This window comes from Azospirillum sp. A29 (genome assembly GCF_042604625.1).
GTDB classification, from domain to species: Bacteria; Pseudomonadota; Alphaproteobacteria; order Azospirillales; family Azospirillaceae; genus Azospirillum; species Azospirillum palustre.
The window spans coordinates 519,760-536,961 of the sequence record NZ_CP170470.1 but is presented as its reverse complement, the minus strand read 5'-3'; the positions used below and the strand labels follow the sequence as shown (position 1 = coordinate 536,961).

Here is a 17,202-nt window from a genome sequence, read left to right as displayed (position 1 = left end):
CGGCAAAAAGGTTTCGAGATCCGCCTGCATTCTCGCACCTGCGGAGGCTGGGTAAGGTCCATTCCACGAGCCGGGCGCTGGAGCCCGACCGGAGCGAAATGGAGAGTACAATGAAAGTTCTGGATCGCATCCTGTCCCAATCCGCCTATTCGGCCGAGATCGACGTGCCGCTGGATCAGGTGGACATCGAGGAATGGCTGTTTTCCCTGCCGGAGGCCGAATATCAGCGCTGCTGCGCGCCCGACCATATCGCCGCCGGCATCACCACGACCGACGACGGCCGCCGGATGTCGATCAATGTCGAGATGATCGGGACCGGCCTCGTGGTCCAGCATTACGTGGCCGAAGAAGCCGGCCCGGCCTATGTGCGGATGAACTCCATCTCGGACGTCTTCACGGCGAATGGCCGCACGCAGGTCAATGTCGTGTGGGAATTGATGGCCGAAGCCATCGACAATGGCCGGACGCGCTACACGAACCGGGTGACCGCGCATCCCACGGACGCCTTCATGGAATTTCTGGAGGCGCATCAGCTGTCCTACGAAGCCGCTGCCGCCGCCCGTCAAGCCGCCGGCGGCGACCATAACCGGCGCGAGACTCCCCTTTTCGCCGCCAGCATCGCGCGGCGCGCCGAAGCGCGGGCGCTGGAGGGAGTGAAGTGAAGGCCGCGGTTTTCCAGGACTTCGGCCGGGCGGATGTTCTCCGCCTCGCCGAAGTGCCGGCCCCGGAGATCCGGCCGACGGATCTTCTGGTGCGGGTGCGTGCCGCCGGTGTGAACCGGGCCGATCTTCTACAGCGGCAGGGGGTCTATGGAACGGAGAGTTACGGCGACAGCCCGCTTCTCGGGCTGGAACTGGCCGGCGAGGTCTTGGAGGTCGGCGAAGCGGTGACCGAGTTCCGTCGCGGCGACCGGGTGATGGCGATCACCGGCGGCGGTGCCTATGCGGAGGTCGCGCGCGTCGATCAGGCGCTGGCTGTCCGCATGCCCGATCATCTCGGCTTCATCGAGGCGGCGGCGGTGATGGAATCCTTCGTCACCGCCTATGAGGTCGTCGGACATCTGGCGGGTCTCGGCACCGGCCAGACCATGCTCGTGCACGCGGCAGCGGGTGGCGTCGGTTCCGCCATGGTGCAGGTCGCCCGCGCCTTGGGGGGCCGTGTGCTGGCGACCGCCGGCGCCGGTCGCCTCGGCGATGTCCTCTCGCTGGGTGCCGAGGCGGTGGTCGACTACCGGTCGGGGGATTTCGCGGCGGAGGCCCGGCGCTTCACGGCAGGCCAGGGTCTCGACGCGGTGGTCGATTTCATCGGCGGCAGCACGCTCGCCGCCAACCTGCGCAGCCTGCGGCCGGGCGGGATCCTGGTGCAGGTCGGGCTGATGGGAGGCGGAGGCGATGCGTCCATTCCTCTTGGCCTGCTTCTTCACAACCATCTGCGGCTGGTGGGAACGGTGATGAAGTCGCGGCGGCCGGATGAGAAGCGCGCGATGGTTCAGCGCTTTGCCGACCGCATGCTGCCGCTCGTCGCCTCCGGCACCCTGCGCGCCGTGGTTTCGCAGGTCTTTCCCCTGGCGCACGTCGTGCAGGCGCACGAGGCGATGGAGCGCGGCGGCGGTTTCGGGAAGATCGTGCTTACAGTGCCTTAGCAGGCCGTCAGAGGTGCACCTCTTCCAGTATTGGCATCTGCCGGTCGATACCGGTCGCCATCGGTCAGGCCGGATCGATGACGATCACCCGGAAGTCGTTGACGTTGGTCCGCGTCGGGCCGGTGACGACCAGATCGCCGAGCGCCTTGAAGAAGCTGTAGCCGTCGTTGTTGGCGAGGAAGGCCTTGGCATCCAGCCCCATCGCCTCGGCCCGTTTCAGCGTGTCGGGGCGCAGGACGGCGCCGGCATTGTCCTCCGTCCCGTCGATGCCGTCGGTGTCGAAGGCCGCCGCCCGGATGCCGGGATGGCCGTCGAGCGCCACCGCCAGCGCCAGCAGGAATTCGACGTTGCGGCCGCCGCGGCCCTGGCCGCGCACCGTCACGGTGGTTTCGCCGCCGGACAGGATCACGGCGGGGACCGGGGCCGGCTGGCCGTGGCGGGCAACCTGCCGGGCGATGCCGGCATGGACCTTGGCGACCTCGCGCGATTCGCCCTCGATGGCGTCGCCCAGGATGACCGGGGTGTAGCCACGGTCGCGGGCGAGCGCCGCCGCTGCTTCCAGCGCGTCCTGCGGGGTGGCGATGATGGTGGTCTCGGCGCCGGCCAGACGCGGGTCGCCGGGCTTCGGCGTCTCGTCCTCGGCGGCCTCCAGGAAGGCGGCGACGGCGGGCGGCGGGGTGATGCCGTATTTCGCCAGGATGGCGCGGGCATCGGCGAAGCTGGTCGGGTCGGGCACGGTCGGGCCGCTGGCGATCACCGACGGATCGTCGCCCGGCACGTCGGAAACCAGCAGCGACACGACGCGGGCCGGGTGGGCCATGGCGGCGAGCCGGCCGCCCTTCACCGCCGACAGGTGCTTGCGCACGCAGTTCATCTCGCCGATGTCGGCGCCGCTCTTCAGCAGCGCCTTGGCGACGGCGCGCTTGTCCTCCAGCGTGATGCCGGGGGCCGGCAGCGCCAGCAGGGCGGAGCCGCCGCCGGAGATCAGGCAGAGCACGAGGTCGTCGGCGGTCAGCCCCTGCACCATGTCGACGATGCGCCGCGCCGCTTCCTGCCCGGCGGCGTCGGGCACCGGGTGGCTGGCCTGCACCACCTCGATCCGCTCGGTCGGCAGGTCATGGTCGTAGCGGGTGACGACCAGCCCGGTCAGCGGCCCCGGCCAGTGGTTCTCCACCGTCTTCGCCATCGCCGCCGCCGCCTTGCCGGCACCGATGACCACCGTGCGGCCCTTCGGCGGCTTCGGCAAAGCCGCCGGCAGCCGGGTTTCGGCGGTCACCGCGGTGAGCGCCGCCTGGAACAGGTCGTGGAGCAGGGCGTCGGCATTGGGGGCGGTGGAGGTCATGGTCGCTCGGGCGTCTTGGAGGGCGGGGCGCTTAGAATGCACGCGAATGGTTGGCAGGCCAATGGTTTGGGTGGGGCGCCATCGGCAGCATCGTCGGCCGGCGGCGCCCCCAACCCCTTACTTCGACCCGACTTCGTGCCCGGCCAGCAGTTCCAGCGCGCGGAGCATGCCGGAATGATCCCAGGCGGCTCCGCCCTGCGCGGCGCAGGCGTTGAACAGCTGCTGGCAGCTGGCGGTGTGCGGCAGCGACAGGTTCAGCGCCTTGGCGCCGTTCAGCGCCAGGTTCAGATCCTTCTGGTGCAGTTCGATGCGGAAGCCGGGGGTGAAGTTGCGGTTGATCATCCGCTCGCCATGGACCTCCAGGATGCGCGAGGAGGCGAAGCCGCCCATCAGCGCCTGACGGACCTTGGCCGGATCGGCCCCGGCCTTGGAGGCAAACAGCAGGGCCTCGGCCACCGCCTCGATGGTCAGCGCGACGATGATCTGGTTGGCGACCTTGGTGGTCTGGCCGTCGCCGTTGCCGCCGACCAGCGTGATGTTCTTGCCCATCTTCTCGAACAGTGGCTTGACCGTGTCGAAGGCCTCCTGCGGGCCGCCGACCATGATGGTCAGCGAGGCGGCCTTGGCCCCGACCTCGCCGCCCGACACCGGAGCGTCGAGGTAGGAGCAGCCGAGATCGTTGATGCGCTTGGCATATTCCTTGGTCTCGATGGGGGAGATCGAGGACATGTCGACCACGATCTTGCCCGCCGACAGGCCGGCGGCCACACCGGTCTCGCTGAACAGGGCGGCGCCGACATGGGGGGTGTCCGGCACCATGGTGATGATGACCTCGGCCGCCGCCGCGACCTCCGCGCCGCTCGGGCAGGGGATGGCGCCCTTATCGGTCAGCTCGGCCGGGACCGGCTTGATGTCGTGGACGTAGAGCGTGTGACCGGCGTCCAGCAGATGCCCCGCCATCGGGGTGCCCATGATGCCGAGACCGATGAAACCGACCTTCATAGCGGTAGTCCTTCTCTTTGATTGGATGGGGGCGTCTCAGGCGTGCGCCGGTTCGGTCTTGTAGGGGGCGAACCAGCCGAGCCCCTCGTCCGTCGTCGTCTTCGGCTTGTATTCGCAGCCGACCCAGCCGCTGTAGCCGATGGCGTCCAGATGCTTGAACAGGAAGGGATAATTGATCTCGCCGGTGCCCGGTTCGAAGCGGCCGGGGTTGTCGGCCAGCTGGACATGGGCAATGCGGGCGAGATTGGCCTCGATGGTGCGTGCCAGATCGCCTTCCATGATCTGCATGTGGTAGATGTCGTACTGCACGAAGAGATTGTCGGAGCCGATCTTGGCGATCAGGTCCAGCGCCTGCCTGGTGCGGGTCAGGTAGAAGCCGGGGATGTCGCGGGTGTTGATCGGCTCGACCAGCAGCCGGATGCCGGCACCGGCCAGCGCGTCGGCGGCATAGGCGAGGTTGGCGGTCAGCGTGCTCTCCGCCGTGGCGGCATCGGCCCCCCCGGTGCTCCCTTGCGGCAGGATGCCGACGAGGCAGTTGACCTGTTTGCAGCCCAGCGTGCCGGCATAGTCGATGGCGCGGGCGACGCCGTCGCGGAATTCCTGCACCCGGTCGGGCAGGATGGCGATGCCGCGCTCGCCGCCGCTCCAGTTGCCGGCCGGCAGATTGTGCAGAACCTGGGTCAGCCCATGCTGGCGCAGCTTCTCGGCCAGCGCGTCGGCGGCGAAATCATAGGGAAACAGGTATTCGACCCCACGGAAGCCGGCATCGGCCGCCGCGGCGAATCGGTCGAGGAAGGGATGCTCGTTGTAGAGCATCGTCAGGTTGGCGGCGAACTGCACCATGACCGAACTCCCGGTTACGCAAATCGGCCGCCGAGGATGGAGGGGCGGCCCTTGGGTTGGGAGCTTGACCGCCGCGCAGGCCCTTGAGCCAGTTCGCCGAACGGCTTTTTCACACAGCGGAAAGCGGGGTGCGCGAATGATCGGGGCTCGATTGGCCCTCCAGGGGCGCTGGCGGATGCTGCGGAACCTGATTGACGCATACGTCACCCTGAATTAGGATTCGCGCCACCAATCATCAGCCTGCCCAGCGCCGCCAGAAGCGCGGGTTCGATAACCGGAGGACGCGTCCCGTGACCATGCCCGGCTCCCAGCCCTACCCGCATCTGCTGGCCCCGCTCGACCTCGGCTTTACGGTGCTGAAGAACCGGGTGCTGATGGGATCGATGCACACCGGGCTTGAGGACCGGCGCCGCCATTTCCCGCGGCTGGCCGCCTATTTCGCCGAGCGGGCGCGCGGCGGGGTCGGGCTGATGGTGACCGGCGGCTTCTCGCCGAACGTGGAGGGCTGGCTGTCGCCCTTCGGCTCCACCCTGGCGCGGCATGGGGCGGCACGGGCGCACCGGGTCATCACCGACGCGGTCCATGCTGAAGACGGCAAGATCGCGCTGCAGATCCTGCATGCCGGGCGCTATGCCTACAGCCCGCTGTCGGTGGCGCCGTCGCGCATCAAGTCGCCGATCACCCCCTTCACCCCGCGTGCCCTGACCGCCAGGGGGGTGGAGCGCCAGATCCGCGCCTATGTCCGCTGTGCCGAGCTGGCGCGCGAGGCCGGTTATGACGGGGTGGAAGTGATGGGGTCGGAAGGCTACCTGATCAACCAGTTCCTGGTGACCCACACCAATCAGCGCACCGACAAATGGGGCGGCGCTTACGAGAACCGCATGCGCTTCCCGGTCGAGATCGTGTCGCGCATGCGCGAGGCGGTCGGGCGCGACTTCATCATCATCTACCGCCTGTCGATGCTGGACCTGATCCCCGACGGCAGCACGTGGGAAGAGGTGGTGCAGCTCGCCCAAGCCATCGAGCGGGCGGGGGCCACCATCATCAACACCGGCATCGGCTGGCACGAGGCGCGGGTGCCGACCATCGCCACCAGCGTGCCGCGCGCCAATTTCGCCTGGGTGACGGGGAAGCTGAAAGAGGCGGTGTCGATCCCGCTCTGCACCACCAACCGCATCAACACGCCCGAGGTCGGCGACGCGGTGATCGGCGATGGGCTGGCCGACATGGTGTCGATGGCGCGCCCCTTCCTGGCCGACCCGGATTTCGTCGCCAAGGCGGGGGCGGGGAAGGCGGAAGCGATCAACACCTGCATCGCCTGCAACCAGGCCTGCCTGGACCATATCTTCTCCGGCAAGACGGCGAGCTGTCTGGTCAACCCGCGCGCCTGCCACGAGACGGAGCTGGTGATCGCGCCCGCCGCCAAGCGCAAGCGCGTTGCCGTGGTCGGCGCCGGGCCGGCCGGGCTGGCCTGCGCCACCACGGCGGCGGAGCGCGGGCACGAGGTGCACCTGTTCGACGCGGCCGACGAAATCGGCGGCCAGTTCAACATGGCCAAGCTGGTCCCCGGCAAGGAGGAGTTCCACGAGACGCTGCGCTATTTCCGTCACCGGCTGGCGGAGACCGGGGTGGCGCTGCATCTGGGGCGGCGGGTGGGGGCCGACGAGCTGACCGGGGCCGGCTTCGACGCCGTTGTGCTGGCGACTGGGGTGGTGCCGCGCGACCCGAAGATCCCGGGCCAGGACCATCCCAAGGTGTTGACCTACATCGACGTGCTGCGCGGTGCCAAGCCGGTCGGCCGGCGCGTCGCCGTGGTGGGCGCCGGTGGTATCGGCTTCGACGTCAGCGAATTTCTGGTCCAGGAAGCGCCGTCGCCCAGCCTGGAGCCGGCGCTGTGGCGGGCCGAATGGGGGGTCGCCGACCCGGCCGAGGCGCGCGGCGGCGTCGCCGGCATCCGCCCGCACCTGACGCCGCCAGCCCGCGAGGTCGTGCTGCTCCAGCGCAAGGCGAGCAAGCCCGGCGCCGGGCTGGGCAAGACCACCGGCTGGATCCACCGGGCGCAGCTGAAGATGAAGAACATCCAGGCGCTGTCCGGCGTGAATTACGAGCGCATCGACGACGAGGGGCTGACCGTCAGCTTCGGCGAGAAGCGCGAGCGGGTGCAGACGCTGGCGGTGGACAGCATCGTCCTGTGCACAGGGCAGGAGCCGCTGCGCGAGCTGCACGCCCCGCTGGAAGCCGCCGGCATCGCCGTCCACCTGATCGGCGGCGCCGACGTCGCGGCCGAACTGGACGCCAAGCGCGCCATCGCCCAGGGCACCAAGCTGGCGGCGGAGCTGTAGGGGGCGGCTGGAACCTATTCGACCGTAATCCCCGCGAAAGCGGGATTTGCCGCCGCTCTCTCATGCATCAGCAGCCAGCGCTTGCGCTCCACCCCGCCGCCATAGCCGGTCAGCGTTCCATCCGATCCGATCACCCGGTGGCAGGGCACCACGATGCCGACCGGGTTGGCGCCGTTGGCATGTCCCGCCGCCCGCACCGCCGCGGGACGCCCGGCCAGCGCCGCCAATTCGCGGTAGCTGACGGTGCCGCCGCAGGGAATCCCGCGCAGCGCCGCCCACACCGCGCGCTGGAACGGCGTCCCGCCGGTGCGGACCGGCAGCCGGTCGATGACGGCAAGCTCGCCCGCGAAATAGGCATCCATCGCCTGCGTCAGCCCGCCCGGATCGCCGGCCGGCCGCAGCTCGTAGCCGCCTGGATGGTGCAGGCGCAGCAGCCGGTGCAGCCGGTCCTCATGATCGGTCCAGTCGATGGCGCGCAGGGCGCCGTCCCCGTCCGCCACCACGATCAACTCGCCGATGGGCGTCGCGGTGCGGTCGATCAGCAGGCTTGAGAAAGCGGGCATGGCGGCACCTCCTATCCCGGTTGCATAGGTGCGCTGCCGAAATTGAAGGCAGCGCACCTGCGATGCAACCCTTTGATACGGCGTAATTTCCTGATTCCTACTTCGCGAATTCCCATGCGTTTCTTGCGTATCGCCGCCAAAAGAGGCGCCAAAAGGCTGAGTTGCGTGCAATCCGCATGGCTGGCATGATGAAGCCATGCCTGTCCATACCGTCAATTTCTGACCGAACAGTCAGCTTTTCCGCCGCCCGTCTCCGTTGGCAGTGCTGGTTGGTTCTCTTGGCACGCGGGTTGCTGATGCTTCGGTAGACACGCCGCTCTGCGACCGAAGGGAAGCCATCCGCCATGACCCTGATCGCTACGCTTGCCACAACCGAAGACCAGCTGGCTTCGCCCTACGCCGACCTGACCCCGGCGATGACGCCGGTGCAGGCGCTGGCCGAGTCGAACCGCTGCCTGTTCTGCTACGACGCGCCCTGCATCAAGGCCTGCCCGACCGGGATCGACATCCCGGCCTTCATCCGCTCCATCGCCACCGGCAACCTGAAGGGTGCCGCGACGACGATCCTGTCGGAGAACATCATGGGCGGCACCTGCGGCCGTGTCTGCCCGACTGAGACGCTGTGCGAACAGTCCTGTGTCCGCAACCGGGCGGAGGACCGCCCCGTCGCCATCGGCCGGCTGCAACGTCATGCCACCGACCGTCTGATCGACGGTGAACCGGCCCACCCCTTCGCCCGCGCCGCCGCCACCGGCAAGCGCGTCGCCGTGGTCGGTGCCGGCCCGGCCGGCCTGTCCTGCGCACACCGCCTCGCCACGCTCGGCCATGAGGTGACGGTGTTCGAGGCGAAGGCCAAGTCCGGCGGCCTCAACGAATATGGCCTCGCCCCCTACAAGATGGCCGACGATTTCGCCCAGCGCGAGGTCGCCTTCATCCTCGGCGTCGGCGGCATCACGGTGGAGCATGGCCGCCGGCTGGGCGCCGACCTGTCGCTCGATAGCCTGCGCGCCGACTATGACGCGGTGTTCCTTGGCGTCGGTCTCGGCTCCAACAACCGTCTCGGCATCCCCGGCGAGGAGCGTGCGGGTGTCGAGGATGCCACCGCCTTCATCGAACGGGTGCGTCAGGCCCTTCCTGGCCAGCCGCCGGCAGTAGGGCGCAGCGTCGTGGTGATCGGCGGCGGCAACACCGCGGTGGACGCCGCCATCCAGGCCAAGCGCCTGGGCGCGGAGGACGTCACCCTGGTCTACCGCCGCGGCCGGGCCCAGATGGGCGCCACCGCCTGGGAGCAGGAGTTGGCGCAGACCGAGGGCGTGGTCCTCAAGACCTTCGCCGCTCCCAAGGAGATCGGCGAGACCAGCATCACCTTCGAGCGTACCTGCCTGAGCGACGGCAAGCTGTGCGGCACCGGCGAGACCTTCACCCTCCAGGCCGACATGGTGCTGAAGGCGGTCGGGCAGAAACTGTCGGCCGACGCCCTGTCCGGCCTTGAGGTCACCGGCGGCAAGATCGCCATCGACGGCGCCTACCGCACGACGCTTGCCAAGGTCTGGGCCGGCGGCGACTGCGTCGCCACGGGCGAGGATCTGACGGTCCAGTCCGTGCAGGACGGCAAGCTCGCCGCCCTCGCCATCCACAGCCACCTGACCGCCTGAGGAAAGGGAGCCACATCATGGCCGATCTTCGCAGCACCATCGCCGGCATCCGCTCCCCCAACCCCTTCTGGCTGGCGTCGGCCCCGCCGACCGACAAGGCCTACAACGTCGTCCGCGCCTTCAAGGCGGGCTGGGGCGGTGTCGTCTGGAAGACGCTGGGCGAGGACCCGCCGGTGGTCAACGTCTCCAGCCGCTACGGCGCGCATCTCGACACCGACCGCCGGATGATCGGCTTCAACAACATCGAGCTGATCTCCGACCGGCCGCTCGACGTGAACCTGCAGGAGATCATCGAGGTCAAGCGCGACTGGCCCGACCGCGCCATGGTCGTCTCGCTGATGGCCCGCATCGAGGAGGAGGCCTGGGCCAACCTCGCCCGCCGCATCGCCGAGACGGGAGCCGCCGACGGGCTGGAACTCAACCTCGGCTGCCCGCACGGCATGTGCGAGCGCGGCATGGGCTCCGCCATCGGGCAGGTGCCGGAGATGGTCGAGCAGGTCACCCGCTGGGTGAAGAACGCCGTCAATTTGCCGGTGATCGTCAAGCTGACCCCCAACATCACCAACATCCTGTGGTCGGCCGAAGCGGCCAAGCGCGGCGGCGCCGACGCGGTGTCGCTGATCAACACGGTGAACTCCATCGTCGCGGTCGATCTCGACGCCATGGCGCCGACCCCGGTGGTCGACGGCAAGGGCAGCCATGGCGGCTATTGCGGCCCGGCGGTGAAGCCCATCGCGCTGAACATGGTGGCGGAAATCGCCCGCAACCCCGACACGCGCGGCCTGCCGGTCAGCGGCATCGGCGGCATCACGACATGGCGCGATGCGGCGGAGTTCCTGGCGCTGGGCGCCACCAACGTCCAGGTCTGCACCGCGGCGATGACCTACGGCTTCAAGATCGTCGAGGACATGATCGGCGGCCTGTCCAACTGGATGGACGAGAAGGGATACTGGACGCTGGACGAGCTGAGCGGCCGGGCGGTGCGCAACGTCGTCAACTGGAACGACCTGAACATGAACTTCTCGACCAAGGCGGTGATCGACCCCGCCTTGTGCATCGATTGCGGCCGCTGCCACATCGTCTGCGAGGACACCTCGCACCAGGCGATCCGCATCGACCAGGGGGATGGCCGCCGCGTCTTCACCGTGGTCAACGAGGAGTGCGTCGGCTGCAACCTGTGCAGCCACATCTGCCCGGTGCCGGACTGCATCACCATGGTGCCGGAGCAGACCGACCTGCCCTACGTCACCTGGCCCAACGACGCCCGCAACCCGATGCGCGTCCCCGAAGCCGCCGCCGAATAAAACGCCGCCGAACAAGAACGACGTTCAGGAGAGAGCAACATGTCCACCCCGCAGAATGTCGCCGTGAACGGCTCGCGCCTGTGGCAGAGCCTGATGGACATGGCGCAGATCGGCGCCACGCCCAAGGGCGGCGTGTGCCGGCTGGCGCTGACCGACCTCGACAAACAGGGCCGCGACTTGTTCGTGCGCTGGTGCGAGGAGGCTGGCTGCACGGTCTCCGTCGACAGGATGGGCAACATCTTCGCCCGCCGTCCCGGCCGCGACGACAGCCTGCCGCCCGTCATCATGGGCAGCCATCTCGACAGCCAGCCGACCGGCGGCAAATATGACGGCGTCTATGGCGTGCTGGCCGGGCTGGAGGTGGTGCGCAGCCTGAACGACATGAACTACGTCACCGAGGCCCCGGTGGAGGTCGCAGTCTGGACCAACGAGGAGGGCTCGCGCTTCGCCCCCGCCATGGTGTCGTCCGGCGTCTTCGCCGGGGTGTTCGATCTGGACTACGGCCTGTCGCGCGCCGACCTCGACGGCAAGACGATGGGCGAGGAACTGGCCCGCATCGGCTATGCCGGCGACCGGGAGGTCGGGGGCCGTAAGGTCGGCGCTTATTTCGAGGCCCACATCGAGCAGGGTCCGATCCTGGAGATCGAAGGCAAGACCATCGGCGTCGTCACCGACTGCCAGGGCCAGCGCTGGTACGAGATCACCTTCACCGGCCAGGAGGCCCATGCCGGCCCGACCCCGATGGTCCGCCGCAAGGACGCCCTGCTGGGGGCCGCCCGCGTGGTGGATGCGGTGAACCGCATCGGCATAAAGTACGGCCCGCTGGCCTGCGCCACTGTCGGGCTGATGCAGATCCACCCCAACAGCCGCAACGTCATCCCTGGCCGCGTCTTCTTCACCGTCGATTTCCGCCATCCCGACGACGGCATCCTCGCCGCGATGGACGGCGAGCTGCGCGCCGAAGTCGAGCGCATCGCCGGCGAGATCGGGCTGGAGACCGAGTTCCAGCAGATCTGGTACTACGCCCCGATCAAGTTCGACGAAAGCTGCGTCGCCGCCGTCCGCAAGGGGGTGGAGCGCACCGGCCACAGCTTCCGCGACATCGTCTCGGGCGCCGGCCATGACGCCTGCTACCTGTCCAAGGTCGCACCGACGGCGATGGTCTTCATTCCCTGCATCGACGGCATCAGCCACAACGAGGTCGAGGAGACGACCCCGGAATGGTCGACCGCCGGCTGCGAGGTGCTGCTGCACGCCGTGCTGGACCGCGCCAACGCCATGGCGGAGCAGGTGAAAGCGTCCGCGGAGTGATACGCTCCCGGTGAGAGGGCCCCAGCAACAGCGATGGCGAAAGCGATGGCGCGAACGGCTGCCGAAACCACGGACACCACTCAGCCCCAGGGGCGCATCCGGCGTGAGAACGTCGAGCGCATCCTGAAGGCGGCCGAGCGCGTCTTCGCCGAGGCCGGCTTCGCCGGCGCCACCATGGCCGACATCGCTGAGCGGGCCGGCCTGCCCAAGGCCAACCTGCATTACTATTTCGGCACCAAGGACGACCTCTACCGCGCGGTGCTCGACAACATCCTGCGGATGTGGCTGGCGCCGATCGCGTCCTTCACCCCCGACGCCGATCCGGCGGAAACGCTGACCGCCTACGTGACCGCCAAGATGGAGGTCTCGCGCACCCGGCCCCATGCGTCGAAGGTCTTCGCCAACGAGATCCTGCATGGCGGCACCCAGGTCGAACGCTTCCTGGCGGAGGATCTGAAAGCGCTGGTCGATGCCAAGGCCGCGGTGATCGACGGCTGGGTCGCCGCCGGCCGCATGGCTCCGGTGGACGCCCGACAGTTCCTGTTCATGATCTGGGCGGTGACCCAGCATTACGCCGACTTCGACATCCAGATCCGCAAGGTGCTGGGTCGCCGGACCCTGACCCGCCAGGACTTCGCCGCCATGACGGCGGAGGTGCTGCGGCTGGTCCTGCGCGCCGCCGGACTGCCGGAGCCTGAAACGCCCGAAACGCCAACCCCTGAAACGCCAACCTCCGAAACACCCGATCACTCCGCCCAACCGATCCTCTGAGGGAGCGCCCGAGCATGTCCACCATCCTGATCCGCGGCGGCACCGTCGTCACCGCCGAGCAAACCCGCCGTGCCGACGTCCTCTGCCAGGACGGCCTCATCACCGCGGTGGGCGACACGCTCGACGTGCCGGCGGGGGCCGAAACGGTGGATGCCGGCGGCTGCTACGTCATGCCCGGCGGCATCGATCCGCATACCCACATGGAACTGCCCTTCATGGGCACGGTGACGACGGAGGATTTCTTCAGCGGCACCGCCGCCGGCTTCGCCGGGGGGACGACGACGATCATCGACTTCGTCATCCCCAACCCGAAGCAGAGCCTGATGGAGGCCTACCACACCTGGCGCGGCTGGGCTGAGAAGGCGGCCGGCGACTACAGCTTCCACGTCGCCGTGACCTGGTGGGACGAGAGCGTGCATAAGGACATGGGCACGCTGGTCGCCGACCATGGCGTGAACAGCTTCAAGCACTTCATGGCCTACAAGAACGCTATCATGGCCGACGACGAGACGCTGGTGAACAGCTTCCAGCGCTGCCTGGAACTGGGCGCGATCCCCACCGTCCATGCCGAGAACGGCGAGCTGGTCTTCCAGCTCCAGAAGAAGCTGCTGGCCCAGGGACTGACCGGTCCGGAGGCGCACCCGCTCTCCCGCCCGCCGGAGGTCGAGGGCGAGGCCGCCAACCGCGCCATCCAGGTCGCCAAGGTGTTCGGCGTGCCGGTCTACATCGTCCATGTCTCGGCCAAGGAGGCGCTGGCCGCCATCGAGCGCGGCCAGAATGACGGCCAGCGCGTGTTCGGCGAGGTGCTGGCCGGCCATCTGCTGATCGACGACGGGGTCTACCGCAACCCCGATTGGGACTTCGCCGCCGGCCACGTCATGAGCCCGCCTTTCCGCCCGAAGGAGCATCAGGACGCGCTGTGGCGCGGTCTCCAGGCCGGGCACCTGCACACCACCGCCACCGACCATTGCTGCTTCTGCGCGGAGCAGAAGGCGATGGGCCGCAACGACTTCACCAAGATCCCGAACGGCACGGCCGGCATCGAGGACCGCATGACCGCGCTGTGGACGCACGGCGTCAACACCGGCCGGCTGACGATGAACGAGTTCGTCGCGGTGACCTCCGCCAACGCCGCCAAGATCTTCAACCTCTACCCGCGCAAGGGCTCGGTCAGCGTCGGCGCCGACGCCGATCTGGTGGTTTGGGACCCGAAGGCGACCAAGACCATCTCGGCCAAGACCCAGATGCAGAAGGTCGGTCTGAACATCTTCGAGGGCATGACCGTCACCGGCACCCCGGCCTACACGCTGAGCCAGGGCCGCATCGTCCACGCGCTGGGCGAGAGCCGCGCGGTGCGCGGTGCCGGCCGCTACATCAACCGCCCCGCCTTCCCGCCGGTCTACGAAGCGGTGGCGAAGCGCAACGCCCTGAATGTCCCGGTCGCGGTGGAGCGGTAAAGCGATAGTGCCCAAAATCCCCTCTCCCCTCGGGGAGAGGGTTAGGGTGAGGGGGAGGCACGGCATGGATTCTCGTTAAAATCCCATCACGCATCCCCCTCACCCCAACCCCTCTCCCGCAAGGGGAGAGGGGCTTTACGTCATGCCCCGATTACCCCACCGAGCTGGCGAACAGGAAGTTCTCCGCGGTCAGGCTGTTGCGGTCGACGCCCATCAGCTTGATCGAGTTGAAGGCGCCGAGGTCGATGGACAGGTCGGCGCCGTCCTGCGTCGAGTGGGTCAGCACGCTGTTCAGGCTGGTGAAGCCAGCGATGCTGCGGATGTCGACCACGTCGCCGCCGCTGCCGGCCTGGAAGTCGCCGATGACGTCCCAGCCGTCGCTGGCATGCTGGACGAAGGTATCGCGCCCGGCGCCGCCGATCATGTAGTCGTTGCCGGCATTGCCGGTGATGGTGTCGTTGCCGCTGCCGCCGGCCAGATACTCGCCGGCCGAGGTGCCGGTGATGGTCTGGCCCGGCGTGCCGCCGGTGGACCCGCCGGTGCCACCGCCAGTGCTGCCGCCGGTCGCGGTGAAGGAGAAGTTGGCGGCGGTCAGGCTGCTGCGGGTGACGTTGGCCAGGATGGCGCTGTTGTTGTTGTCGAAGTTGACGACGGTGTTGGCGCCGTCCTGCACGGTGACGGCCATCACCGACGCGAAGTCCTTGAAGCCGCCCCAGCCGGCGACGTTCAGCACGTCGCCGCCGCTGCCGGCCTGGAAGTCGCCGACATAATCCCAGCCGTCGCCCGGCTTGAAGACGAAGGTGTCGCTGCCGGCGCCGCCGATCATGTAGTCGTCGCCGGCGTTGCTGATGATGGTGTCGTTGCCGCTGCCGCCGGCCAGATAGTCGCGGCCGTCGGTGCCGGTCAGGGTCTGGCCGCCCGTCCCGCCGCCGGTATTGCCACCGCCGGTGTTGCCACCCCCCGTATCGCCGCCGCCGGTCGAACCACCGCCCTGGCCCAGCGTGATGGTGTTGCCGGACAGGCTGATGCTGGACGCGGCGAAGCTGCCGGCGATGCGCAAAGTCAGGTCCGACCCGGCGGTGCCGTCGAGCCCGACATGGACCAGCGTGACGCCGTTCACAGTCTCAGCCTGGACCTTGCCGGCAGTCAGCGTGCTGCCGTTGCCGCTGCCGACCGTCCCCGACAGCGCGGCGCCGACGATGGCGAAGGCGTCGCCGGTGACGGCGCCGGTGATGCTGCCGAAGCCGTTGCCCTGGGCCGCGGTCATCGTCACGGTGTGGCGCTGGCTGCCGGTCAGGGCGAGGGTCTCGACGCTGGTCAGCGTCATGCCGCTGATGTCGATCTTCGGCGTGGCGACGTCGTTGTAATATTCGAGATTGTAGCCGTTGTAGCTGGTCAGGTTGTCGGACCGCAGCTCCAGCGTGTCGGTGCCGGCGCCGCCGTCGAAGCTGACCGTCCCGGCATCGTACTGGCTGACCACGATGTAGCGGTCGTTGCCGGCATCGCCATAGATCAGATCGTTCTGGGTCTGGGCGTAGCTGCCGGAACTGACGATGCCGGCGAGGATGGTGTCGTCGCCGTCGCCGCCATAGACGGTGTCGCGCTCCCAGTCGCCCTTCAGCAAATCGTTGCCGGCATCGCCGTAGATCAGGTCGGCACCGCCGCCGCCGGCCACCGTGTCGTTGCCGAGTTCGCCGTGCAGCTGGTCGTTGTCGGCGCGGCCGTACATCAGGTCGTTGCCGCCGCCGCCGAAGACGCTGTCGTTGCCGTCGCCGGCCTCCAGCGTGTCATTGCCGGCGCCGCCATGCTCGACGTCGTTGCCGCCATGGCCCCAGAACCAGACGGCGGTGTCGCCGGCGGTCAGGCTGTCGGCATATTCGGAACCGATCCAGCGCTGGATGTTGACGAAGGTGTCGCCCGCCGCTTCGCCGGTGTTGTTGGCACCGTTGGTCAGGTCCAGCGTCAGGCCGCTGGTGGCGTTCTCGTAGGTGACGATGTTGAAGCCGCTGCCGCCGACATAGTGATCGGCGCCCAGCCCGCCATTCATGGTGTCGCCAGCCGACTGGCCTGTGTTGCCGCCGCCGACCAGCGTGTCGTTGCCGATGCCGCCGATCAGGCTGTCGTTGCCGGTGCCGCCGACGATGCTGTCGTTGCCGGCCAGCCCGTTGATGGTGTTGCCGCCATTGTCGCCGATCAGCGTGTCGTTGCCGCTGGTGGCGGTGCCGCTGTAGCCGAGCCGGTGCGGCCAGGCCTCGGCGCCTGCGAACGGGCGGGCCGCCAGGATCGGGCCGGTCACCACGTCGAGATCCCAGGTCGCGCCCTGGTCCGCATGACCGACCGGGTGGCTGGCGGCGGCGACGCGCGCACCGGTGACGGCGGCCAGACGCTCCACGAAGCGGCGGCCGTTGCGTCCGGCGCCGACGTCGCAGGCATGGATCAGGATCTCGCAGCCGGTCGCATCGGGCCAGCGGCGGTCGAACAGGGCACTGGTGTCGAGCGGCGTCGCCCCCAGCTTCACTACACCGGGCGCGCCATGGGCGATCAGGTGGACCGCCGCCGGGCCAGCCTCGCGGGCGGCCTCCAGGGCGTCGGCCAGCAGGCCCAGGGCGTCCTCGTCCGCGGCGACCCGGACCACCGTCACGTCCGGCGCGTGCCGGCCGATCAGCGCATCGATGTCGGCCAGATCGGCGTCGGCAAGAATGATCCCGTGCATGAAAAACCCCTTTCTGGGGAATTGTTGGAAGTCGTTTGCGCTTTCTGTGATGTACGGGATCATGTCCACCGAACAACATCCAATAAGCCCATCATTCCTTGGGAAGCATCCACTCCGGCCGGGCGATCTGTTTTCTCCGTCATAGCGAAAGCGGTGCGGTCTCTTTCGATTTCGACGCCATCCGGCCGGTCGGGCCTGTTGCGGCGGCTTGCCACTCTTTTTCCAGATTGGGGGACATCGCTTGGTAGCTACCACCA

13 protein-coding genes are annotated in these 17,202 nt (G+C 68.4%); 8 read left to right on the top strand and 5 right to left on the bottom strand.

Features of this window, described 5'->3' with window-relative positions; translation table 11 throughout:
• Nucleotides 1–110 precede the first annotated feature (110 nt).
• Both ABNQ38_RS38240 and ABNQ38_RS38235 read left to right on the top strand, forming a co-directional pair.
• Nucleotides 111–662, top strand: a complete 552-nt coding sequence (locus tag ABNQ38_RS38240; RefSeq protein ID WP_377811647.1) for a hypothetical protein — start codon at nt 111–113, stop codon at nt 660–662.
• On the top strand, nt 659–1,642 hold the full coding sequence (locus ABNQ38_RS38235) for an NAD(P)H-quinone oxidoreductase (RefSeq protein WP_377811646.1): 984 nt from the start codon (nt 659–661) through the stop codon (nt 1,640–1,642). Before ABNQ38_RS38240 ends, ABNQ38_RS38235 begins: the two co-directional genes overlap by 4 nt.
• Before the next feature lie 64 nt (nt 1,643–1,706).
• Here ABNQ38_RS38235 and ABNQ38_RS38230 read toward each other — a convergent pair whose 3' ends face one another.
• From ABNQ38_RS38230 to hyi, 3 genes are all read right to left on the bottom strand, one after another.
• Entirely contained in the window at nt 1,707–2,984 is a 1,278-nt protein-coding gene (locus tag ABNQ38_RS38230; RefSeq protein ID WP_377811645.1) for a glycerate kinase, read from the bottom strand.
• Between the two features lie 117 nt (nt 2,985–3,101).
• A complete protein-coding gene (glxR, locus tag ABNQ38_RS38225) occupies nt 3,102–3,986 on the bottom strand; it encodes a 2-hydroxy-3-oxopropionate reductase (protein WP_377811644.1) in 885 nt (294 codons plus the stop codon).
• Between the two features lie 36 nt (nt 3,987–4,022).
• Nucleotides 4,023–4,829 (bottom strand): hydroxypyruvate isomerase, encoded by an 807-nt coding sequence (hyi, locus tag ABNQ38_RS38220; protein ID WP_377811643.1) that lies wholly within the window; start codon nt 4,827–4,829, stop codon nt 4,023–4,025.
• Nucleotides 4,830–5,125: 296 nt separating this feature from the next.
• Between hyi and ABNQ38_RS38215 the strand changes: the two genes are divergently transcribed.
• On the top strand, nt 5,126–7,171 hold the full coding sequence (locus ABNQ38_RS38215) for an FAD-dependent oxidoreductase (protein WP_377811955.1): 2,046 nt from the start codon (nt 5,126–5,128) through the stop codon (nt 7,169–7,171).
• 14 nt (nt 7,172–7,185) lie between these two features.
• On the opposite strand, the gene ogt is transcribed toward ABNQ38_RS38215, so the two are convergent.
• Nucleotides 7,186–7,734: a methylated-DNA--[protein]-cysteine S-methyltransferase gene (ogt, locus tag ABNQ38_RS38210; RefSeq protein WP_377811642.1), complete on the bottom strand. Its 549-nt coding sequence runs from the start codon at nt 7,732–7,734 to the stop codon at nt 7,186–7,188.
• Nucleotides 7,735–8,078: 344 nt separating this feature from the next.
• Here ogt and ABNQ38_RS38205 point away from each other — a divergent pair, with 344 nt between their 5' ends.
• From ABNQ38_RS38205 to hydA, 5 genes are read left to right on the top strand one after another with little or no spacing between them, the layout of a single operon-like run.
• Nucleotides 8,079–9,389, top strand: a complete 1,311-nt coding sequence (locus ABNQ38_RS38205; RefSeq protein WP_377811641.1) for an NAD(P)-dependent oxidoreductase — start codon at nt 8,079–8,081, stop codon at nt 9,387–9,389.
• Between the two features lie 17 nt (nt 9,390–9,406).
• Nucleotides 9,407–10,693, top strand: coding sequence for an NAD-dependent dihydropyrimidine dehydrogenase subunit PreA (preA, locus tag ABNQ38_RS38200; RefSeq protein ID WP_377811640.1), 1,287 nt, complete (start codon nt 9,407–9,409; stop codon nt 10,691–10,693).
• Between the two features lie 39 nt (nt 10,694–10,732).
• On the top strand, nt 10,733–12,004 hold the full coding sequence (locus ABNQ38_RS38195) for a Zn-dependent hydrolase (protein ID WP_377811639.1): 1,272 nt from the start codon (nt 10,733–10,735) through the stop codon (nt 12,002–12,004).
• Nucleotides 12,005–12,049: 45 nt separating this feature from the next.
• Nucleotides 12,050–12,775 carry a TetR/AcrR family transcriptional regulator gene (locus tag ABNQ38_RS38190; RefSeq protein WP_377811638.1) on the top strand — a complete coding sequence of 242 codons (726 nt, stop codon included), beginning with the start codon at nt 12,050–12,052 and terminating at the stop codon, nt 12,773–12,775.
• A 14-nt stretch (nt 12,776–12,789) separates the two neighbouring features.
• Nucleotides 12,790–14,232 (top strand): dihydropyrimidinase, encoded by a 1,443-nt coding sequence (hydA, locus tag ABNQ38_RS38185; RefSeq protein ID WP_377811637.1) that lies wholly within the window; start codon nt 12,790–12,792, stop codon nt 14,230–14,232.
• A gap of 151 nt (nt 14,233–14,383) precedes the next feature.
• On the opposite strand, the gene ABNQ38_RS38180 is transcribed toward hydA, so the two are convergent.
• A complete protein-coding gene (locus ABNQ38_RS38180; protein WP_377811636.1) occupies nt 14,384–16,945 on the bottom strand; it encodes a DUF4347 domain-containing protein in 2,562 nt (853 codons plus the stop codon).
• Between the last annotated feature and the right edge of the window lie 257 nt (nt 16,946–17,202).

Coding starts and splice junctions, on each gene's coding strand:
- ABNQ38_RS38195 (WP_377811639.1), top strand. CDS start 10,733: ATGTCCACCCCGCAGAATGTCGCCGTGAACGGCTCGCGCCTGTGGCAG.
- ABNQ38_RS38205 (WP_377811641.1), top strand. CDS start 8,079: ATGACCCTGATCGCTACGCTTGCCACAACCGAAGACCAGCTGGCTTCG.
- ABNQ38_RS38215 (WP_377811955.1), top strand. CDS start 5,126: ATGCCCGGCTCCCAGCCCTACCCGCATCTGCTGGCCCCGCTCGACCTC.
- ABNQ38_RS38240 (WP_377811647.1), top strand. CDS start 111: ATGAAAGTTCTGGATCGCATCCTGTCCCAATCCGCCTATTCGGCCGAG.
- ABNQ38_RS38230 (WP_377811645.1), bottom strand. CDS start 2,984: ATGACCTCCACCGCCCCCAATGCCGACGCCCTGCTCCACGACCTGTTC.
- ABNQ38_RS38180 (WP_377811636.1), bottom strand. CDS start 16,945: ATGCACGGGATCATTCTTGCCGACGCCGATCTGGCCGACATCGATGCG.
- glxR (WP_377811644.1), bottom strand. CDS start 3,986: ATGAAGGTCGGTTTCATCGGTCTCGGCATCATGGGCACCCCGATGGCG.
- ABNQ38_RS38190 (WP_377811638.1), top strand. CDS start 12,050: ATGGCGCGAACGGCTGCCGAAACCACGGACACCACTCAGCCCCAGGGG.
- hydA (WP_377811637.1), top strand. CDS start 12,790: ATGTCCACCATCCTGATCCGCGGCGGCACCGTCGTCACCGCCGAGCAA.
- hyi (WP_377811643.1), bottom strand. CDS start 4,829: ATGGTGCAGTTCGCCGCCAACCTGACGATGCTCTACAACGAGCATCCC.
- preA (WP_377811640.1), top strand. CDS start 9,407: ATGGCCGATCTTCGCAGCACCATCGCCGGCATCCGCTCCCCCAACCCC.
- ogt (WP_377811642.1), bottom strand. CDS start 7,734: ATGCCCGCTTTCTCAAGCCTGCTGATCGACCGCACCGCGACGCCCATC.